Origin of the sequence: Thioalkalivibrio sp. ALJT (assembly GCF_000381825.1) — a bacterium.
Lineage (GTDB): Bacteria > Pseudomonadota > Gammaproteobacteria > Ectothiorhodospirales > Ectothiorhodospiraceae > Thioalkalivibrio.
Window position 1 is genome coordinate 349629 of record NZ_KB907121.1, and the last position, 17636, is coordinate 367264.

14 protein-coding genes are annotated in these 17636 nt (G+C 65.8%); 5 read left to right on the forward strand and 9 right to left on the reverse strand.

Annotation, left to right across the window (positions count from 1 at the left end):
• Positions 1–9 precede the first annotated feature (9 nt).
• Positions 10–1518 (reverse strand): YdiU family protein, encoded by a 1509-nt coding sequence (locus G332_RS0101665; RefSeq protein WP_019625263.1) that lies wholly within the window; start codon positions 1516–1518, stop codon positions 10–12.
• 146 nt (positions 1519–1664) lie between these two features.
• Here G332_RS0101665 and G332_RS0101670 point away from each other — a divergent pair, with 146 nt between their 5' ends.
• A complete protein-coding gene (locus G332_RS0101670; RefSeq protein WP_019625264.1) occupies positions 1665–2168 on the forward strand; it encodes a hypothetical protein in 504 nt (167 codons plus the stop codon).
• 16 nt (positions 2169–2184) lie between these two features.
• Here the strand turns inward: G332_RS0101670 and argH are convergent, their stop codons facing one another.
• Entirely contained in the window at positions 2185–3633 is a 1449-nt protein-coding gene (argH, locus tag G332_RS0101675) for an argininosuccinate lyase (protein ID WP_019625265.1), read from the reverse strand.
• Between the two features lie 103 nt (positions 3634–3736).
• Between argH and G332_RS0101680 the strand changes: the two genes are divergently transcribed.
• The 4 genes from G332_RS0101680 (at position 3737) to G332_RS0101695 (ending at position 7777) form a co-directional block, all read left to right on the forward strand.
• A complete protein-coding gene (locus G332_RS0101680) occupies positions 3737–4798 on the forward strand; it encodes a sensor histidine kinase (RefSeq protein ID WP_019625266.1) in 1062 nt (353 codons plus the stop codon).
• Positions 4764–5486 carry a LytTR family DNA-binding domain-containing protein gene (locus tag G332_RS0101685; RefSeq protein ID WP_019625267.1) on the forward strand — a complete coding sequence of 241 codons (723 nt, stop codon included), beginning with the start codon at positions 4764–4766 and terminating at the stop codon, positions 5484–5486. The genes G332_RS0101680 and G332_RS0101685 overlap by 35 nt, the downstream gene beginning before the upstream one ends.
• A gap of 512 nt (positions 5487–5998) precedes the next feature.
• Complete coding sequence (gene hemC / locus G332_RS0101690; protein WP_081619736.1) at positions 5999–6943, forward strand: hydroxymethylbilane synthase; 945 nt, start codon at positions 5999–6001, stop codon at positions 6941–6943.
• A 3-nt stretch (positions 6944–6946) separates the two neighbouring features.
• Positions 6947–7777, forward strand: a complete 831-nt coding sequence (locus G332_RS0101695) for a uroporphyrinogen-III synthase (RefSeq protein ID WP_019625269.1) — start codon at positions 6947–6949, stop codon at positions 7775–7777.
• 76 nt (positions 7778–7853) lie between these two features.
• Here G332_RS0101695 and G332_RS0101700 read toward each other — a convergent pair whose 3' ends face one another.
• From G332_RS0101700 to gyrB, 7 genes are all read right to left on the reverse strand, one after another.
• Positions 7854–8882, reverse strand: coding sequence for a CDP-6-deoxy-delta-3,4-glucoseen reductase (locus tag G332_RS0101700; RefSeq protein WP_019625270.1), 1029 nt, complete (start codon positions 8880–8882; stop codon positions 7854–7856).
• 129 nt (positions 8883–9011) lie between these two features.
• Entirely contained in the window at positions 9012–9986 is a 975-nt protein-coding gene (locus G332_RS0101705) for an alpha/beta fold hydrolase (protein WP_019625271.1), read from the reverse strand.
• 6 nt (positions 9987–9992) lie between these two features.
• Positions 9993–11456, reverse strand: coding sequence for a 4-hydroxy-3-polyprenylbenzoate decarboxylase (gene ubiD / locus G332_RS0101710; RefSeq protein ID WP_019625272.1), 1464 nt, complete (start codon positions 11454–11456; stop codon positions 9993–9995).
• Positions 11457–11465: 9 nt separating this feature from the next.
• A complete protein-coding gene (gene xth, locus G332_RS0101715) occupies positions 11466–12233 on the reverse strand; it encodes an exodeoxyribonuclease III (protein WP_019625273.1) in 768 nt (255 codons plus the stop codon).
• Positions 12230–14281, reverse strand: a complete 2052-nt coding sequence (locus G332_RS0101720) for a M3 family metallopeptidase (RefSeq protein ID WP_026340514.1) — start codon at positions 14279–14281, stop codon at positions 12230–12232. Before G332_RS0101720 ends, xth begins: the two co-directional genes overlap by 4 nt.
• Positions 14282–14374: 93 nt before the next feature.
• Positions 14375–14899 (reverse strand): hypothetical protein, encoded by a 525-nt coding sequence (locus G332_RS0101725; protein ID WP_019625275.1) that lies wholly within the window; start codon positions 14897–14899, stop codon positions 14375–14377.
• A 22-nt stretch (positions 14900–14921) separates the two neighbouring features.
• A complete protein-coding gene (gyrB, locus tag G332_RS0101730) occupies positions 14922–17351 on the reverse strand; it encodes a DNA topoisomerase (ATP-hydrolyzing) subunit B (RefSeq protein ID WP_019625276.1) in 2430 nt (809 codons plus the stop codon).
• Positions 17352–17636: the final 285 nt, after the last annotated feature.

A 17636-nucleotide genomic window follows, 5' to 3' on the forward strand; every position in this document is an offset into this window, starting at 1 on the left:
CGCCGGAGATCAGGACGAACAGCTCAGCTGGATGCCACTCGCCCACGCCGGGGGCAGATCGGCATAGGCCTCGAACTCGGGCTGCTCGTCGAAGGGCCGCGCGAGAATCCGCTGCAGACGCAGCACCTCGGAGGGATCGCCGGCCTCGGCCCGCTCGATCGCGGCCTGCGCCAGGTGGTTGCGCAGGATGTACTTCGGGTTGACTGCGTTCATCGCCGTCCGGCGCGCCTCCACCGCCCGATCTTCCTGTGCCAGGCGCGCCTGGTAGCGCGACCACCACGCCTGCCAGGCAGCCCCATCCTCCAATTCCGATTCCAGCTGCGCGCGCGTCTCCGCCTGCTCCAGATCCGGCAACTGGCGGAAAAAGCGAGTGTAGTCCACGCCCTCGGCCGCCATGCGCGCCAGCAGGTCCTGGATCAGGGCGGCATCGCCCTCTTGTTCCTCCTGCAGACCGAGCTTGGCCCGCATGCGCCCGAGCCACGCCGCCTGGTACTGCGGCTGAAAGTCCTGCAACAGGGCCTTGGCGCGCTCGATCGCCGCCTCCCGGGTGGCATCGCCGAAATGGATCACCAGGGTCTCGGCCAGGCGGATCAGGTTCCACTGGGCGATCTGCGGCTGCTGATCGAAGGCGTAGCGGCCCCCCTGGTCGGTATGGTTGCAGATGTAGCCGGGGTCGAAGGCGTCCATGAAGGCGAACGGACCATAGTCGATGGTCAGCCCGGCCAGGCTCATGTTGTCGGTGTTCATCACGCCGTGACAGAAGCCGACGGCCTGCCAGTCCGCGATCATCTCCGCGGTGCGGCCAATCACCGCCTCCAGCATCGCGGCCACCGGGTCTTCGGCATCGACCAGCTCCGGATAGTCGTGCGCCAGGGCATAGTCGATCAGCTCCTGCAGACGCGCGCTGTAGCCGTTGTAGTGGAAGTACTCGAAATGGCCAAAGCGCAGGAAGCTGGGCGCGGCACGCAGCACGATGGCCGCCGGTTCCACACGCTCGCGGTACACCGGCAGGCTGGAGCCGAACAGGGCCACCGCGCGGGTGGTCGGCACCCCGAGCGCGGCCATCGCCTCGGAGACCAGGTATTCGCGCACCGAGGAGCGCATCACCGCTCGACCATCCGCGCCGCGCGAGAAACGCGTCGGGCCCGCACCCTTGAGTTGCAGCTCCCAGGTCTCGCCCTGCCCGGTGCGGACCTCGCCCAGCAGCTTGGCGCGCCCGTCTCCCAGTTGCGGCACAAACACCCCGAACTGGTGCCCGGCATACACCGATGCCCGTGGTGCCGCGCCGTTCAGTTCGCTGCCCCGGGTGCAGGCGCCCAGCCAGGGGTCGCGTTCGAAGGTTTCACCCCCAAGCCCCAGGCGGGCACACATCGCCGGACTGGTCGCGAGGCATGCCGCATCCGGAAACGGTGCCGCGGCCGGGGTCTCGTGAAAGGCCTCCGGCAGACGGGCAAAGCGATTGATCCACTCCAGCCCGGAGTCGGCATGGGCGGACTGAACAGGTTCGCGAACGGACATGGGGCATCTCGGCAGGTTGCGGTTTCAGGGGTTATCATGCGCGTCGCGTCGACCACGGTTCAGGAACCCACGGCGGTCGCACGTTCATTCCCCGGCCGGAGCCCCGTGGCCACCGGCTGTTCGCATGCATCCCGGAGGCAAGCCCCGTGTCCGAACAAGACAATCCCAAACCGCAGAACCTGAAGACCAGTGAACGCCTGGTCTGGATCGGTTTCATGCTGTTCTTCGTCATCGCTCTGGCGATCTACATCGCACGCGGCGATGGCCTGGAACAGGACCTGAACGAGACCCACCGCGACCTGCTGCAAACCCAGATGCAACTCCAGCAGTACACCCGGCACGAGGTGCCGCGCCCGGTGGCACTGGGCCTGACCAATGCCCACATCCAGGACCTGCAACGCCGAGGCATGGTGCGCCCGGACGAACGCCTCGCGGATGATCTGGTGCAACGCACCGAGCTGATCCCCCACGAGGCCCCGGAGGGCGAGACATTCAGCTTCCGCCGTGACGGCATCCACGTGCTCAATCACCAGTGGGTCCTGGCGAACTTCGAGGGCGGTTCCGCCCATGGCCAGCTGCTACTGGCCTACGAGGTCGTACTCGGCAATGTGCACTGGGAGGTGCTGGAGTCCACCCTCGACCGCATCTGAGGGCTGCGGCCGGCTCTCAGGAGCCGGCGCTCAGGCTGCGCAGGTGCTCGCGGGCCGCGGACACCTGCCGGCGCACCTGTTCCGGCGCCGTGCCACCAATGAGGTTGCGTGCGGCGGCGGAGCCTTCCGGCGTCAGCACCGTGTAGACGTCATCACCAACCGCGGGGCTGATCGCCTGCAGCGCCGCCAGCGGCAGATCGGCCAGATCCACGCCCTGTTCCTGGGCCACGCGTACCGCCCGCCCGACGATCTCGTGGGCATCGCGGAAGGCGACGCCGCGCCCCACCAGATAGTCGGCCAGGTCCGTGGCCGTGGCAAAGCCCTTGCGGGTTGCGGCCAGGGTACTGGCACGCCGCACCTCGAGATTCGGGACCATGTCGCCAAAGGCCCGCAATGAGCCCAGCAGGGTGTCCACGGTGTCGAACAGCGGTTCCTTGTCTTCCTGGTTGTCCTTGTTGTAGGCCAGCGGCTGACTCTTCATCAGGGTCAGCAGCGACATCAGGTGGCCATAGACCCGGCCGGTCTTCCCGCGCACCAGCTCGGGCACGTCCGGATTCTTCTTCTGCGGCATGATCGAGGAGCCGGTGCAGTAGCGATCCGGCAATTCGATGAAGGCAAACTGCGCACTGGTCCAGAGGATGAGTTCCTCGGCCTGGCGTGACAGGTGCATCATCAGGGTGGCCGCGGCGGCGGTGAATTCGATCGCAAAGTCACGATCCGAGACCGCATCCAGCGAGTTGCGGCTCACCCCGTCAAAGCCAAGCAGTTCGGCCGTGTATTCGCGATCCAGCGGGTACGGGGTACCGGCCAGCGCCGCAGAGCCCAGGGGCAGGATGTTCACCCGGCGTCGGACATCGCGCAGGCGCTCGGCGTCGCGTTCCAGCATCTCGTACCAGGCCAGCATGTGGTGACCAAAGGTGACCGGCTGAGCGGTCTGCAGATGGGTAAAACCGGGCATGATCGACTCGGACTCGCGCTCGGCCAGGTCCACCAGGCCCTCCTGATAGGCCCGGATCAGAACCAGGATGTCGTCGATGCTGGCGCGCAGCCACAACCGGATATCAGTGGCGACCTGATCGTTGCGCGAACGGCCAGTGTGCAGCTTCTTGCCGACCTCGCCGATGCGCTCGATCAGCCGCGCCTCGATATTCATGTGCACATCTTCGCGTCCGACCTGCCAGTCGAACGCATCGGCGGCGATCTCGTCGCGAATGGCATCCAGGCCCTGCAGGATCTGGTCGGCCTCCGCCTCGGTCAGCACCCCGACCTTCGCCAGCATCCGCGCATGGGCCTGCGAGCCCTGGATGTCTTCGCGGTACAGACGCCGGTCGAACGCCACCGACGCGGTGAAACGTTCCACAAAGGCATCGGTCGGCTCGGAGAAGCGCCCGCCCCACAGCTTGGCCTCCCCCGTGCTGGCGGTGGTGGTGGCGGCTGGGTTGTCGTGCGCGGAATCCTGCGTCATGGTGCATCCTGGAGCGGCTTGGAAAGACACGGAAGTATACGGGCACAAAGAGGGGGTGAACATGGCGCGACCGCGCCCCCGCTACCAGGGGAGCGACTGACGCATGGCCCAGAGGGACACCGCCAGGGAGGCCGACGGAGAACTCTCGCCACTGCCGGACTTCTGCAGTGCCGAGACCCTGCTGCGCGTGCTGATGGTGGCCGTTCTGCTGGCGCTGGCGGTGGCCTTGCTGCGCGGTGGCGGGCAGGACTTGCCGTCGGCCCTGGCACTGTACGCGCTGTTCATCTTCTGGGTCGCGCTGACCAGTCTGCTGATCCTGTGCGGCCTGCGCGGCTGGCTGCGCGGCCTGCCACTGGCCGCTCAGATCGTTCTGCCGCCGCTGGTGCCCATCGTCAACACCGCGATCGTCTATCGTCTGGCTGAGACCTTGGTGCTGGCCGACCCGGCGCTGCGCTGGCCGGTGATCGGGGTCGCGACCATCCTGAGCCTGGTGGCGATGCACTACCTGTACCTGCAAAACGCCTGGCAGCGCGAGACCCGGGCCGTGGCCGCCGCCCGGGAACAGGCGATGCGCGCCCGCCTGCGGCCACATTTCCTCTACAACAGCATGAACACCATCGCCGGACTGTGTCGCACCGATGCGGCCCGTGCGGAACAGATCACGCTGGACCTGGCGGATCTGTTCCGTGCGACCTTCGCCACCGGCGATCGGCACTCGCTGCGCGAGGAGCTCGAGCTGGTGCGGGCCTTTCTCGGCATCGAGCAGACCCGCTTTGGCGAGCGTCTGGAGCTGGAATGGGACTGCCCCGAACATCCGGGGCTGGAGATCGAAGTACCCACCCTGGTGCTGCAACCACTGGCGGAGAACGCGATCCAGCACGGGATCGCACCGGCGCGGAGCAAAGGCCGGATCTGGGTGCGCAGCCGCATGGATTCGGGACAGATCACGGTGATCATCGGGAATAGTGTCGACCCCCACGTCCAAAGCCAAGGGACCGGGACCGCGACCGAGGCGGTACGCCTGCGCCTGCAACATGCCTTCGGCGGACAGGTACAATTCCAGTCACTTCATGAACCGGACTGCTTCGAGGTCAGCATCCGCTTCCCGCTGGCGTCCCGGGAGGGTGCCCATGGAAACCGCACCGCTGAATCTGCTGATCGCTGACGACGAGCCCGTCGCACGGGAGCGCCTGGCGGCGCTGGCGGCCGAGCTGGGCCACCGGATTGTGGCGCAGGCCGCCCATGCCGGGGAGGTGGAACAGGTCCTGGACAGGACCGAGCCCGACGCCTTGCTGCTGGACATCGACATGCCGGGCGAGAGCGGTCTGGAACTGGCGCGGCGCCTGCAGGCAGGACACCCGGATCTGACCATCATCCTGGTGACCGCCCATGACCACTTCCCGCTGGAGGCCTTCGAGGCCGGGGTCCGCGACTATGTGCTGAAACCGGTGCGCCGCGAGCGGCTGGAGCAGGCCCTGCAACGGGCGCGTCCGGAGCCTCGCAGGAACCCCGGGGCCGACCCCGCTGAGATCCATATCACCATCGGCCGGCGCGAAGAACGCATTCCTCTGGAACAAGTCGATGTCTTCGTCGCCGAGGGCGGGTACGTGATGGCGCGCTCGGCCCGCATGGCCGGCTTCGTGAACGCCCGCCTGCGCGATCTCGAGAGCCAGTACGGGCCGGCGCTGCTGCGCGTGCATCGCGGCTGCCTTGCCGTCAGGAGCGCGATCAAGGGGATCGAGAGCATCAGCCAGTCCGACCATCGCCTGCTGTTTCACGACGGGCTGGAACCGATGCCGATCAGCCGCCGCCAGCTGCCGCGCGTGCGCGACTACTTGCGCCAGGGCAACTGATCCGCTCGCAGCGGGCACGCGGGATTCGGGGCGTGACCCATTCGCCGTTATACTAGGGAGTCACGGATCAATGGACGCAGCCACTGCTTTGTGGCTTATGCGTGCGAACGGGACATGGTGACGGACATGCCGTCATGCTGCACAAGAGAACCGCAACACCGTGCGCGTAGCCGTTCTGGATGATAACGGGCGGACCAGGACCTATTTTCAATCGCTTATGGGTCTGGCACCCCCGGGTGCCCCAATCCGGCGTTGCGCCGCTTGCGGATAGTGGTTCTACCCGCAAGCGGCGCCTGGTCTCGGCCAACTCGGGCTGCCAGCGCGAGTGCGTACACTGATCCGTGATGCTCCCGGAGCCTGTCGGCTTTGGGGGATCGCCACGCGCGTGCCCCGGAGAGCGCGGAAGAAGGGCCGCTCTCCCGAACGCACAGTCGATCCACCCCCAAATCCGACAGGCTCCTGGCCCGTTTTGAACGCCTGGTCACCGCTACCGAGGCCCGCCCGGAAGACAAATGAAACCCGTACGTATCGCCACTCGAAAGAGCCCGCTTGCCATGTGGCAGGCCGAGCATGTTGCCGCCCGCCTGCGCGCCCGGGAGCCGGAGCGTCCGGTGGAACTGGTGGGCATGACCACCCAGGGAGACCGGGTGCTGGACTCGCCGCTGGCCCGGATCGGAGGCAAGGGGCTGTTCGTGAAGGAGCTGGAGATCGCCCTGCTCGAGGATCGTGCCGACATTGCCGTACACTCGGTCAAGGATGTGCCGATGGAGTTGCCGGAGGCACTGGAGCTGCCGGTCATCCTGGATCGCGAGGACCCTCTGGATGCGTTTGTGTCCAACCACTACGCCGATGTCGACGCCCTGCCGCAAGGCGCTCGGGTCGGGTCCTCCAGCCTGCGCCGGCAGTGCCAGCTGCGCGCGCGCCGGCCGGACCTGCAAGTGCACGACCTGCGCGGTAACGTGAATACCCGTCTGGGGAAGCTGGATGCGGAGGAATACGACGCCATCCTGCTGGCCGCGGCCGGGCTCAAGCGCCTTGGCTTCGATGAGCGCATCCGGGCTCGCCTGCAGCCCGAGGTCAGCCTGCCCGCGGTCGGCCAGGGGGCCATCGCCATCGAATGCCGCGCCGGCGATACCGTCATTCATGAACGGATCGCGCCACTGAACGATGCCGACACCGCGGATCGGGTGCGCGCCGAACGCGCCTTCAACCGCCGCCTGGAAGGCGGCTGCCAGGTGCCTCTGGCCGCCCATGCCACGCTCGCCGGCGACCGCCTGCAACTGGACGGTCTGGTCGGAGCGGTCGACGGCAGCCGACTGCTGCGCCGCCAGGTTGAGGGCGGTCGCGACGAGGCGGAGGCGCTGGGGATTCGCCTGGCGGATATGCTGCTGGAACTGGGGGCGGGCGAACTGCTCGCAGCCGCCCACCGCGAACATGGCCAGGACCAAAAGGGGTAACACATGACCGCATCCGCACACGACAATCGCGCAGGCACCGGGGAGCCGGAAGCACTGACCGGCCTCGGCATACTGGTGACGCGTCCGGCCGCCCAGGCGGAACCCTTCTGCACCGCCCTGGCGACTGCCGGCGCCCGTGTGATCCGGTTTCCCGTGCTGGAGATCCTGGCCCCCAGCGACCCAACCAACCTGCGCGCCGTGCTGGACCGTCTGGACACCTTCGACATTGCCGTGTTCATCAGCCCCAACGCGGTCCAGCGCGTACTCAACCTGGCGCTGGCCGAGCATTCCTGGCCCGCGGGCACCCGGATCGCGGCCATCGGCAACCGCACCGCGCAGGAACTGAAGGGCTTCGGGCTACCGGCCGACATCCTGCCGCCGCGGCGCTTCGACAGCGAGGCCCTTCTGGCACAGGACGCGATGCAGGACGTGACCGGCAAACGCATCGTGATCTTCCGTGGCGACGGCGGCCGCGAGCTGCTGGGCGACACCCTGAACGCGCGCGGGGCCGAGGTCACCTTCGCGGAGGCCTACCGCCGCGGCCGCCCGGAAGGCGACACCGGCGAGCTGATGTACGCATTCTCCCGCGGGCAGATCGACATCATCACCATCACCAGCGGCGAGGGCTTGCGCAACCTCTACGAGATGGTCGGCAAGCTGGGCCGTATGTGGCTGCGCAAGACGCCGCTGGTGGTTGGCAGCGCGCGCATTGCCGAGATCGCCCGGGAACTGGGCTTCAGGGCCGCCGTGGAGACAGCGGAGGACCCGACCGATGCCAGCATGCTGACCGCCGTCCACCGCCTGGCCGACCAGCTGCACGCAGACCGCGCCTGATCATCGACCGCGAACTAAGCCCCTTGAATCGCTTCGTATGCTTCGTGGTGGAAAAACCCTGCGAACACCCGCGCACTTACTCGGCCGGGACGGCGGGTTCGAAACTGTCGTAGTAGAGCTGCTCCGGCGGCAGGCCGGCACCCTGGAAGGCCTCCCGGGCGGCCGCGATCATCGCTGGCGGGCCGGCCATGTAGACATCGAAACCGGACAGATCCGGGTATTCGGCCAGTACCGCATCGTGCGGCCAGCCACTGATCGCGGGGAGTCCCGCAGCGGTGGCGGCCGCGGCCTCTGACAGCACCGGCGTACAACGGAAGTGTTCGCCCTGTTCGCGGGTCATTTGCGCGAGCCAGTCCGGGGCGTAGATGCCCTCCGCTGTACGCGCCCCCCAGAACAGGTGGTGCGTTCGATCCATGCCCTCGGCGGCCAGGTGGTCCAGCATCCCCTTCAACGGTCCGAAACCGGTGCCCCCGCCCACGAACAGGCGCGGCCGCGGCGATTCCTCATCGACAAAGAAGCTCCCCAGCGGCCCCTCGATCCGCAACAGGGCCTTGGGCGCGAGTTCCTCGAACACCATGGTGGAAAAGCGCCCGCCCGGCAGGTGGCGCACATGCAGGACCAGGTGTTCGTCGTCGTGAGGCGCGTTGGCCAGGGAATAGCTACGGCGATCACCGCCCTTGAGCAGGATATCGAGGTATTGCCCGGCCAGGAACTGCAGGCGCTCGGTGACCGGAAGCTGCAGCCGCAGCTCCATGACATCATCCGCCAGACGATTCAACGCCGCGACCCGGCAAGGCAGGGTCTTGACCACGATGTCACGGGCGGCGCCGATCTCCCGCACCTCGATCTCCAGATCATCCACCGGCACCGCCTGGCAGAACAGGGCCATGCCGTCCGCCCGTTCGGCCTCGCTGAGGCCCGGCGGCAACGTCGGGCCGTGATCGACCTCGCCCTGCAGGACCCGCCCCTTGCAGGAGCCACAGGCGCCGTTGCGGCAGCCGTAGGGAAACGCGAACCCCTGGCGCAGGCCCGCTTCGAGAACGGTCTCGTCGTCCTCGACCTCGAAGGTATGGCCACTGGGCTGAATGGTGACATCGAACGCCATCGGGAACCCTCTTCTCGCAGAAAGGCGGTTATTCTCGCCACTGGCTGCGGTAACGCAAGCACCCGTAGTCCGGACAGGTGGGGGCCTCCGCGGCCCGGGCGATCTGCGGGCTAGCAGGCGGCGCTTGTGTCAGCGCACGCAGGCTTCCGGGTTCCGCTGCGCTGTCGATGGCAGGGGCAAACCCCCGGGAGGCTCCGCCTGTACGCGCTGCATCCAGTCGAGCAGGCGCCGGGCAGTCTGTGGCCAGTCCGGGGCATGCAGCAAAAGATGCGGCCATTCGGGCTCGATCCAGACCTCCGCATGGCCGTACGGATGAGCACGTGCCGCAACACAGACCGATTCTTGCAGGATCGTGCCGTCCTGCTCGCCCCAAAGATAGACGACCGGCACCGTCACCCGTTCGATGTGGTCCGTGGCGTATTGCGCCAGCCAGACCACACCGGCGTAGGTATCCATGCGCACACGCCGGAGGATTGCGGGATCATCGCGGAAACGCGCGGCCGCAGCAGGCGTCAGGCGGTCGGAATAATCCGGGTCGATGGTGACCGCGAGACCACCCGCGATGCGTTCACCCGTCCGGACGGCGGCATCCCAGAGGCGACGGCCACTGATGCCGCCACGCAGGCCGGGGGCGACGGCGATCACGCCGGCGATTTCGAGCTCCGGGTGGGTGGCAACGGTTGCCAGTGCCGCGGAGCCGCCCATGCTCTCGCCAAGCAGGAAGACCGGTTGCTGCGGATACCGAGCTTGTACCTGCTCCACCATGGCAACGACGTCAGCGAGCATCGGCTCGATCCCGGACCAGCGACCGTGAGACTCGCGGCGCCCGTGGCCCTGCTGATCCAGCGCGTGCACGGAGTAGCCGCGCGCGGCGAGCCACGGACCCACCTCCGCATAGGCGCCGGAGTGGTCGCGAAAACTGTGGAGGGCAATCACCACCCCTTGCGGCTCCGGTGCCGGCCACACACGAACGGGCGCCGCGAGCGCTGCTGACTCCTCCGACTCGATACTCGCGCGCAAGGCTTCAGGGTCCGGGGTCACCGCGCAGGCCGGGCTCAGCAGCGTGGCTGCCAGCGTCAGGCCCAGTATGCGCGACCAGGGCATCACGGGTCATAACCCCAGTTCATCCCAGATCCCGTCGACACGACGCTTGACGGCTTCGTCCATGGCGATGGGCCGGCCCCATTCGCGGTCGGTCTCGCCCGGCCACTTGCTGGTGGCATCCATGCCCATCTTGGAGCCAAGGCCGGAAACGGGGGAGGCGAAGTCGAGGTAGTCGATGGGGGTGTTCTCGACCAGGGTGGTATCCCGCGCCGGGTCCATGCGCGTCGTGATGGCCCAGATCACGTCGTTCCAGTCGCGGGTATTCACGTCGTCGTCCACGACAATCACGAACTTGGTGTACATGAACTGTCGCAGGAAGCTCCACACGCCCATCATCACGCGCTTGGCGTGGCCGGGGTACTGCTTGCGCATGGAGACCACTGCAAGGCGGTAGGAACAGCCCTCGGGCGGCAGGTAGAAGTCCACGATCTCCGGGAACTGTTTCTGCAGGATCGGGATGAAGACCTCATTCAGGGCCACACCCAGCACCGCGGGCTCGTCCGGGGGTCGCCCGGTATAGGTGGAGTGATAGATTGGCGCCTCACGGTGCGTGATCCGGTCAATGGTAAAGACCGGGAATTCATCCACCTCGTTGTAGTAGCCGGTGTGGTCTCCGAACGGGCCTTCGGGTGCGGTATCCCCGGGGTGGATGTGGCCCTCGAGGACGAACTCGGCAGAGGCCGGCACCTCGAGATCGGAGTCGATGCATCGGGTGACTTCGGTACGGCTGCCACGCAGGAGACCGGCGAAGGCATATTCCGACAGGCTGTCCGGCACCGGGGTCACCGCGCCCAGGATCGTGGCCGGATCGGCACCCAGGGCGACGGCAATCGGGAACGGCTCGCCGGGACGGGTTCGGCACCACTCCTGGAAGTCCAGGGCACCACCACGATGCGACAGCCAGCGCATGATGACCCGATTGCGGCCTATGACCTGCTGGCGATAGATCCCCAGGTTCTGGCGCGATTTTTCGGGGCCGCGCGTGACCACCAGGCCCCAGGTGATCAATGGGCCGGCATCACCCGGCCAGCAGGTCTGCACCGGCAGGCGGGCGAGATCCACCGCCTCGCCCTCCAGTACGTGCTTCTGGCAAGGCGCCCCCCGGATCTTCTTCGGCGCCATATCGAGGACCTTGCGAAAAACCGGCAACTGCTCCCATGCTGCCTTCAGGCCCTTGGGCGGGTCGGGCTGTTTAAGGAAGGCCAGGAGCCGACCGACCTCGCGCAGGGCCTCCACGCTGTCCTCGCCCATGCCCATGGCCACGCGTTCCGGGGTACCGAACAGGTTGGCGAGAACCGGGATATCGGAACCAGTGGGATTCTCGAACAGCAGCGCCGGGCCGCCGGCGCGCAACACGCGATCGGCGATCTCGGTCATCTCCAGGTTCGGGTCGACCTCGCGGCTGATGCGGTGGAGTTCGCCACGCTGTTCCAGACCGGCGATGAAGTCACGGAGATCCTTGTATTTCACAAGCGCTACCTAGTCTGCGAATTCGGCCCACACCGGGGCGTGGTCGGAGGGGCGTTCCCAGGCCCGGGGCTCGCGGTCGATCCCGGCGGCCGTGAGCCGGGCCTGCAAGGGGCGGCTGGCGAGGATCAGATCAATTCGCAGTCCGCGGTTGCGCCGGAACGAGGCCGCTCGGTAATCGAACCACGAATACTCGGCCTCCGGTTGCTCGAAGGCCCGGAAGGTATCGGCGAGGCCCAGATCGGTCAGCCTCGTCAGTGCGTCACGTTCGGGCATGGAGCACAGGATGCGCTCGTGCCAGGCCTCCGGGTCATGCACGTCCCGGTCGTCGGGGGCGATGTTGAAATCCCCCAGCACGACCAGGTTGGGGTAACGCACGGCCTCATCGGCGAGCCAGTCATGGATGCGTTGCAGCCAGTCGAGCTTGTAGGCGTACTTTTCAGTACCGACATTCTCGCCGTTCACCACGTAGAGATTGACCACGCGCAGGTCACCATAGGTTGCCGCGAGGATACGACGCTGGGCGTCATCCAGACCCGGGGGGTCAGTGATCACCTCGGTGGGCGCGCTCCGCGCCACAATGGCCACGCCGTTGTAGGTCTTCTGCCCGGAGTACACCACGTGATAACCGGCTTCTTCGATCGCCGCCACGGGGAAGTTCTCGTCGGTAAGCTTGGTCTCCTGCAGGGCCAGGATGTCGGTACGCGACTGCGGCATCCATTCCAGTACCTGCGGCAGACGGACCTTCAGGGAATTGACATTCCAGCTGGCAATCTTCACGCAGCTTCCTCCTCCAGACCACTGTGACGTAACAGCGCATCGATGCGCGGCGCGCGGCCACGGAAGGCACGGAACGACTCGGCGGCCGGGCGCGATGCACCCGCCTCGAGGATCTCCCTCAGGTAGGCCGCGCCCACTTCGGGCGAGAACAGGCCCTCCTCCTCGAAGCGACCGAAGGCATCGGCAGAGAGGACCTCGGCCCACTTGTAGCTGTAATAGCCGGCGGCATAGCCACCCGCGAAGATATGGCTGAAGCCATGGGCAAAGCGGTTGAACTCGGGCGGGTGGACCACGGCGACCTCCTGGCGCACCGCCTCCAGCTGTTGCTGAATCGCAGCGGCATCGCGAGGTGCGGGGGCGGCGTGGAGACGCATGTCGAACAGCGAGAACTCGACCTGGCGCAGCAGCTGCAAAGCAGCGTGGAAATGGCGTGTGCCCTGCAGACGCTGGAACAGGTCCTCGGGCATGGGCTCGCCAGTCTCGTGGTGGCGGGCAAACAAGTCCAGTGCCTCGCGCTCCCAGCACCAGTTCTCCATGAACTGGCTGGGCAGCTCCACGGCATCCCATTCCACCCCGTTGATACCGGCGATGTCGGGTTCGTCCACGCGCGTCAGCATGTGATGCAGCCCGTGTCCAAACTCATGGAACAGGGTGATGACCTCGTCGTGGGTAAACAATGCGGCCTTGCCATCCACCGGCGGGGTGGAATTGCAGGTCATGTAGGCCACGGGAAGCTGGGTACGATTCTTGCTTACGAAGCGGTTACGGCAGACGTCCATCCAGGCGCCGCCGCGCTTGTTCTTGCGCGCGTAGAGATCGAAGTAAAAGCCGGCCCGTTCGGCACCCGTGGAATCGAAGATACGGTAGAAGCGGACATCATCGTGCCAGGTCTCCACGGTCGGGTCTGGCTCGAAGCGAACCTGGAACAGACGCTGGACAAGGTTGAACAGACCATCAATGACCTGATCGGCGGGAAAGTATGGTTTCAGCATCTCCTGGCTGAGCCCGAGCTGACGCTCACGCATCTTCTCCGCAGCATAGGCCATGTCCCAGGCCTCCAGCTCAGGCAGGTCCAGATGCTCGCGAGCGAACGCGCGCAGCTCGTCAAGGTCGCGTTCGGCACGCGGCCGCGCACGCCGGGCAAGATCCTGCAGGAATACCTCGACCTGTTCGGCGCTGGCAGCCATCTTGGTGGCCAGCGAACGGTCCGCGTAATGCGCAAACCCGGTCAGCTTGGCCTTCTCCTCGCGCAGTTGCAGGATCTCGACCATGATCTCGCTGTTGTCATGATTGCCGGCACCGGGTCCGCGATCGGATGCTCGGGTGGTGAAGGCCTCATACACGCGATGACGCAGATCACGATCTCGGGCATGGGTCATCACGGCAAGGTAGCTGGGGATGTCCAGCGTGACGACATAGCCGGTCTGGTCATGATCGCGAGCATTCTGGGCCAGCATGGCGAGGTCCGAATCAGGGATCCCCGCGAGGTCGGACGCGGCGTCGGTTTGCCAGGTCCAGGCCTGGGTGGCGTCGAGGACATGTTCCTCGAAACGAGCCGTCAACTCTGACAGACGCGCGTTGATCGCGCGCAGACGGTCGCGTTCGGGTTCGGCAAGGTCCACTCCGCTCAGATGGAAGTCGCGCAGCATGTCGTCTATGACCTTGCGCCGGGGTGACGGCAGGCGTCCGTATTCGTCGCTGTCGGCAAGGCGGCGCACCGCCTGATAAAGCCCCTGGTGCTGCGAGACCCAGCTGGCGTAATCAGAGAGCAACGGCAGACAGGCATTGTAGGCCTCGCGAATGGCAGGGCCGTTCATCACTGCATTCAGGTGTCCCACCGGCGACCACATCGCGTCCAGACGGGCATCCAGACGTTGCAGCGGAAGGACCAGCGTGGACCAGGAGGGGCGCTCTCCCGCTGCAGCGACCAGCGCATCGATGGCCGCCCGGTTCTCGACCAGAATGGTCTCCAGGGCCGGCAACACATGTTCGGGTTCAATGGAACGAAAGGCGGGCAGGCGATCCGTCTGCAAAAGGGGGTTGGACACGGTTTCTCCGGGGCTCGGGTCAGCGGGGCATTATGCCATTCGGACCCGAGCGCCGGGAGGGCGTTCCCTGAAGGGGATACGGTCCGAGCTTTCTTAACGCGGATCGCCGGGCCAGGCGGGAGGCTGAATGGGCTGAAATCGAGTATGGCCGCCTATGCCGGCCAGCACCGCAAAGAAGGGACGGCTGCGGAGGCTGGTAGTCGCAGAAACGGCCGCGTTATAGGCAGTCAGACGATCGGCGATGGCCAGATCAAGGGCATGGACGCGCGCGGCCACGGGTTTTTCGGCGCGGTTTTCAATCAAGTCAGCCTGTTGCGACAGGACATCATCCCAGAGGTCGCGGATCTGACGCTCGCTCTCAGCCAGCGTGGAGAGGTCGCCCCTGCGGCGGGCCGTCTCCTGACGCTGAATCGCCTGGTGCAGACGCTCCAGGACCGGGACCCGAGGGGTCACGAGACGCCGGAGCTGAGTGAGTTCGCCATTGCGCTGCGTGAGAAGGGTATCCAGGCGATCCCAGGACGCGATCACCCGGCGCTCGTGAACGGCCAGGTGGGTATACATGCGCAGCGCAACGAGGGTGAGCGCGGTGAAGACAAAGAGCGTGATCAGGGTCGCCATGAGCTCGGATCCGAGGTGGGCTTCAGACGTCGACGTTTTCGGCGCTCAGGGCGCGGCTCTCGATAAAATCGCGGCGCGGTTCAACCTGATCGCCCATCAGGGTGGTAAAGATCTCGTCAGCGCGGATCGCATCCTCGACCCGCACCTGAAGCAGACGCCGGGTCTCTGGGTTCATGGTGGTGTCCCAGAGCTGGTCGGGGTTCATCTCGCCCAGGCCCTTGTAGCGCTGAGTCGCCAGGCCACGGCGGCCTTCCTGCAGCAGCCACTCCATCGCTTCGGAAAAGCCGGCGATGGTATGGATGCGTTCGCCGCGCTTGATGTACGCACCCGCATCCAGCAAGGCATTCAGGCGGGCCGATAGATCAAGAACGGCCTGAAAATCCCGAGAAGCCAGGGTGTCGTCGCTGATGTACTGGGACAGCGGCGCTCCATGTTCGAGTCGGTCCAGGCTGAGCTGAACGCTGCCATCCTGTTCCGTCAGGGGGCCGAGGCTGTAGCGGGTTGCGCCAGCCTTGTCGCTGGAGAGCCCCGCAAGAATACGGCTAAACCATGCCTGAACCTCGGGATTCGTGACACTGCGCGGGTCCGGCATCGCCTCGGCTTCCAGCATGGCCCAGAGGATGCGCGCGTCATACATACGACCCAGACGCTCCACCGCACGGGCGGCCTTCTGGTATCCCTTGACCAGGTCCTCGAAGGCCTCGCCGGTGATCGGCGGGGCGTCCGGGCTGGGATAGAGCGCGGCGCCATCCAGGGCCAGGGAGATCACGATCTCTGCCATCTCGATCTCGTCGCGCACGTACTGCTCGCGTTTGCCACGCTTGATCTTGTACAGCGGCGGTTGCGCGATGTAGACGTGGCCGCGTTCGATCAATTCCGGCATTTGACGGAAGAAGAAGGTCAGTAACAGGGTGCGGATATGGGAGCCGTCCACGTCCGCGTCGGTCATGATGATGATGCGGTGGTAACGCAGCTTGTCGGGGTCGTATTCCTCCTTGCCGATCCCGCAGCCCAGTGCGGTGATCAGGGTGCCGACCTCGGCGGACCCCAGCATACGGTCGAAACGGGCGCGTTCGACGTTGAGGATCTTGCCCTTTAGCGGGAGGATGGCCTGGAAGTGCCGGTCTCGTCCCTGTTTGGCGGAGCCGCCCGCGGAATCCCCCTCCACCAGATACAGCTCGGAATGAGCCGGGTCCTTCTCCTGGCAGTCGGCCAGCTTGCCGGGCAGGCCGGCAACATCCAGCGCGCCCTTGCGGCGCGTGACCTCGCGGGCCTTGCGTGCTGCCTCACGGGCTCTCGCCGCATCCAGGACCTTCTCAGTGATGGCCCTGGCCTCCTGCGGATGTTCCAGCAGGAAGTTGTTCAAGGCGTCGGACAGGACGCTGTCGACGATGGGTTTCACCTCGGACGAGACCAGCTTGTCCTTGGTCTGCGACGAGAACTTCGGGTCGGGCACCTTGACCGAGAGTACCGCGGTCAGACCCTCGCGCATGTCATCGCCGGCAGTGGCGACCTTGGCCTTCTTCGTCAGGCCTTCTGTTTCCAGGTACTGATTGATGGTGCGCGTCAGGGCCGCACGGAAGCCCGCCATATGGGAACCGCCGTCGCGCTGCGGGATGTTGTTCGTGTAGCAGAAGATATTCTCCTGATAGGAGTCATTCCACTGCAGCGCCACCTCGACGGAATAATCCTCCCGCGCCTGGTCGGCGTAGACCACGGTCGGGTGCAGGGCGGTTTTTTTCTGATTGAGGTGCTCGACGAAGGCGCGGATGCCCCCTTCGAAAATGAACGTCTCCTCTCGATTGTCACGGTGGTCACGCAGGGTGATGCGGACGCCGGAGTTGAGGAACGACAACTCGCGCAGGCGCTTTGCGAGCACCTCATAGTGGAATTGGATATCGGTGAAGATCTCGGCGCTGGGGCGGAACCAGACCCGGGTACCGTGGCGTTCGGTAGGACCCGTGGCCGCCAGGGGCGTTTCGGGAACACCCAGATGATAGACCTGCTCATGGCGCTGGCCATCACGGTGGATCTCCAGACGTAGCTCTTCGGACAAGGCATTGACGACGGAAACACCGACACCATGCAGCCCCCCGGATACCTTGTAGGAATTGTTGTCGAACTTCCCGCCGGCGTGGAGTACGGTCAGGATCACCTCTGCTGCAGACTTGCCCTCTTCCTCATGGATGTCGACCGGGATTCCGCGTCCGTTATCGCTTACCGAAACGGCGTTGTCTTCGTGGATCGTGACCTCGATCGCGTCGCAATAACCAGCAAGTGCTTCGTCAATCGAGTTATCAACGACCTCGAACACCATATGGTGCAGGCCAGTTCCGTCGTCGGTATCCCCGATATACATCCCGGGGCGTTTACGGACGGCATCCAGCCCTTTCAGGACACGGATCTGACTGGAGTCGTAGGCGGCAGGATCGTTTGGTTCGAGATCGGACATTGCGAGGGGTATTCCGGACGGGTACAAGCCCTGCAGTATAACGCAAAGGGGGGAGGGTCCGGATGGGAAGAAACACGGCCGATGAAGTGGCCAGGGGAAGCTGCAGCCAGCCTCATTGGCAACAGCGTTCAACGGGTCGCGGGGGGATTCAAGAGCCACCGAGGCGGCGCAGTTACGCCTGGTAAAACGGACCGCACTCCATTGTCGTAGATCCCTTGCTGTGACGCAGAGCTCATCCCATGCTGCGGGCCCGCGAGTGGCACACACTGAGGCTGCTTAGGAAGG

What these genes read in the sequence shown, in the direction of transcription:
- gyrB (WP_019625276.1), bottom strand. Translation starts at nt 17,351, where the DNA reads ATGTCCGATCTCGAACCAAACGATCCTGCCGCCTACGACTCCAGTCAG.
- G332_RS0101665 (WP_019625263.1), bottom strand. Translation starts at nt 1,518, where the DNA reads ATGTCCGTTCGCGAACCTGTTCAGTCCGCCCATGCCGACTCCGGGCTG.
- G332_RS0101695 (WP_019625269.1), top strand. Translation starts at nt 6,947, where the DNA reads ATGACCGCATCCGCACACGACAATCGCGCAGGCACCGGGGAGCCGGAA.
- G332_RS0101705 (WP_019625271.1), bottom strand. Translation starts at nt 9,986, where the DNA reads ATGCCCTGGTCGCGCATACTGGGCCTGACGCTGGCAGCCACGCTGCTG.
- G332_RS0101685 (WP_019625267.1), top strand. Translation starts at nt 4,764, where the DNA reads ATGGAAACCGCACCGCTGAATCTGCTGATCGCTGACGACGAGCCCGTC.
- G332_RS0101725 (WP_019625275.1), bottom strand. Translation starts at nt 14,899, where the DNA reads ATGGCGACCCTGATCACGCTCTTTGTCTTCACCGCGCTCACCCTCGTT.
- G332_RS0101700 (WP_019625270.1), bottom strand. Translation starts at nt 8,882, where the DNA reads ATGGCGTTCGATGTCACCATTCAGCCCAGTGGCCATACCTTCGAGGTC.
- hemC (WP_081619736.1), top strand. Translation starts at nt 5,999, where the DNA reads ATGAAACCCGTACGTATCGCCACTCGAAAGAGCCCGCTTGCCATGTGG.
- argH (WP_019625265.1), bottom strand. Translation starts at nt 3,633, where the DNA reads ATGACGCAGGATTCCGCGCACGACAACCCAGCCGCCACCACCACCGCC.
- G332_RS0101680 (WP_019625266.1), top strand. Translation starts at nt 3,737, where the DNA reads ATGGCCCAGAGGGACACCGCCAGGGAGGCCGACGGAGAACTCTCGCCA.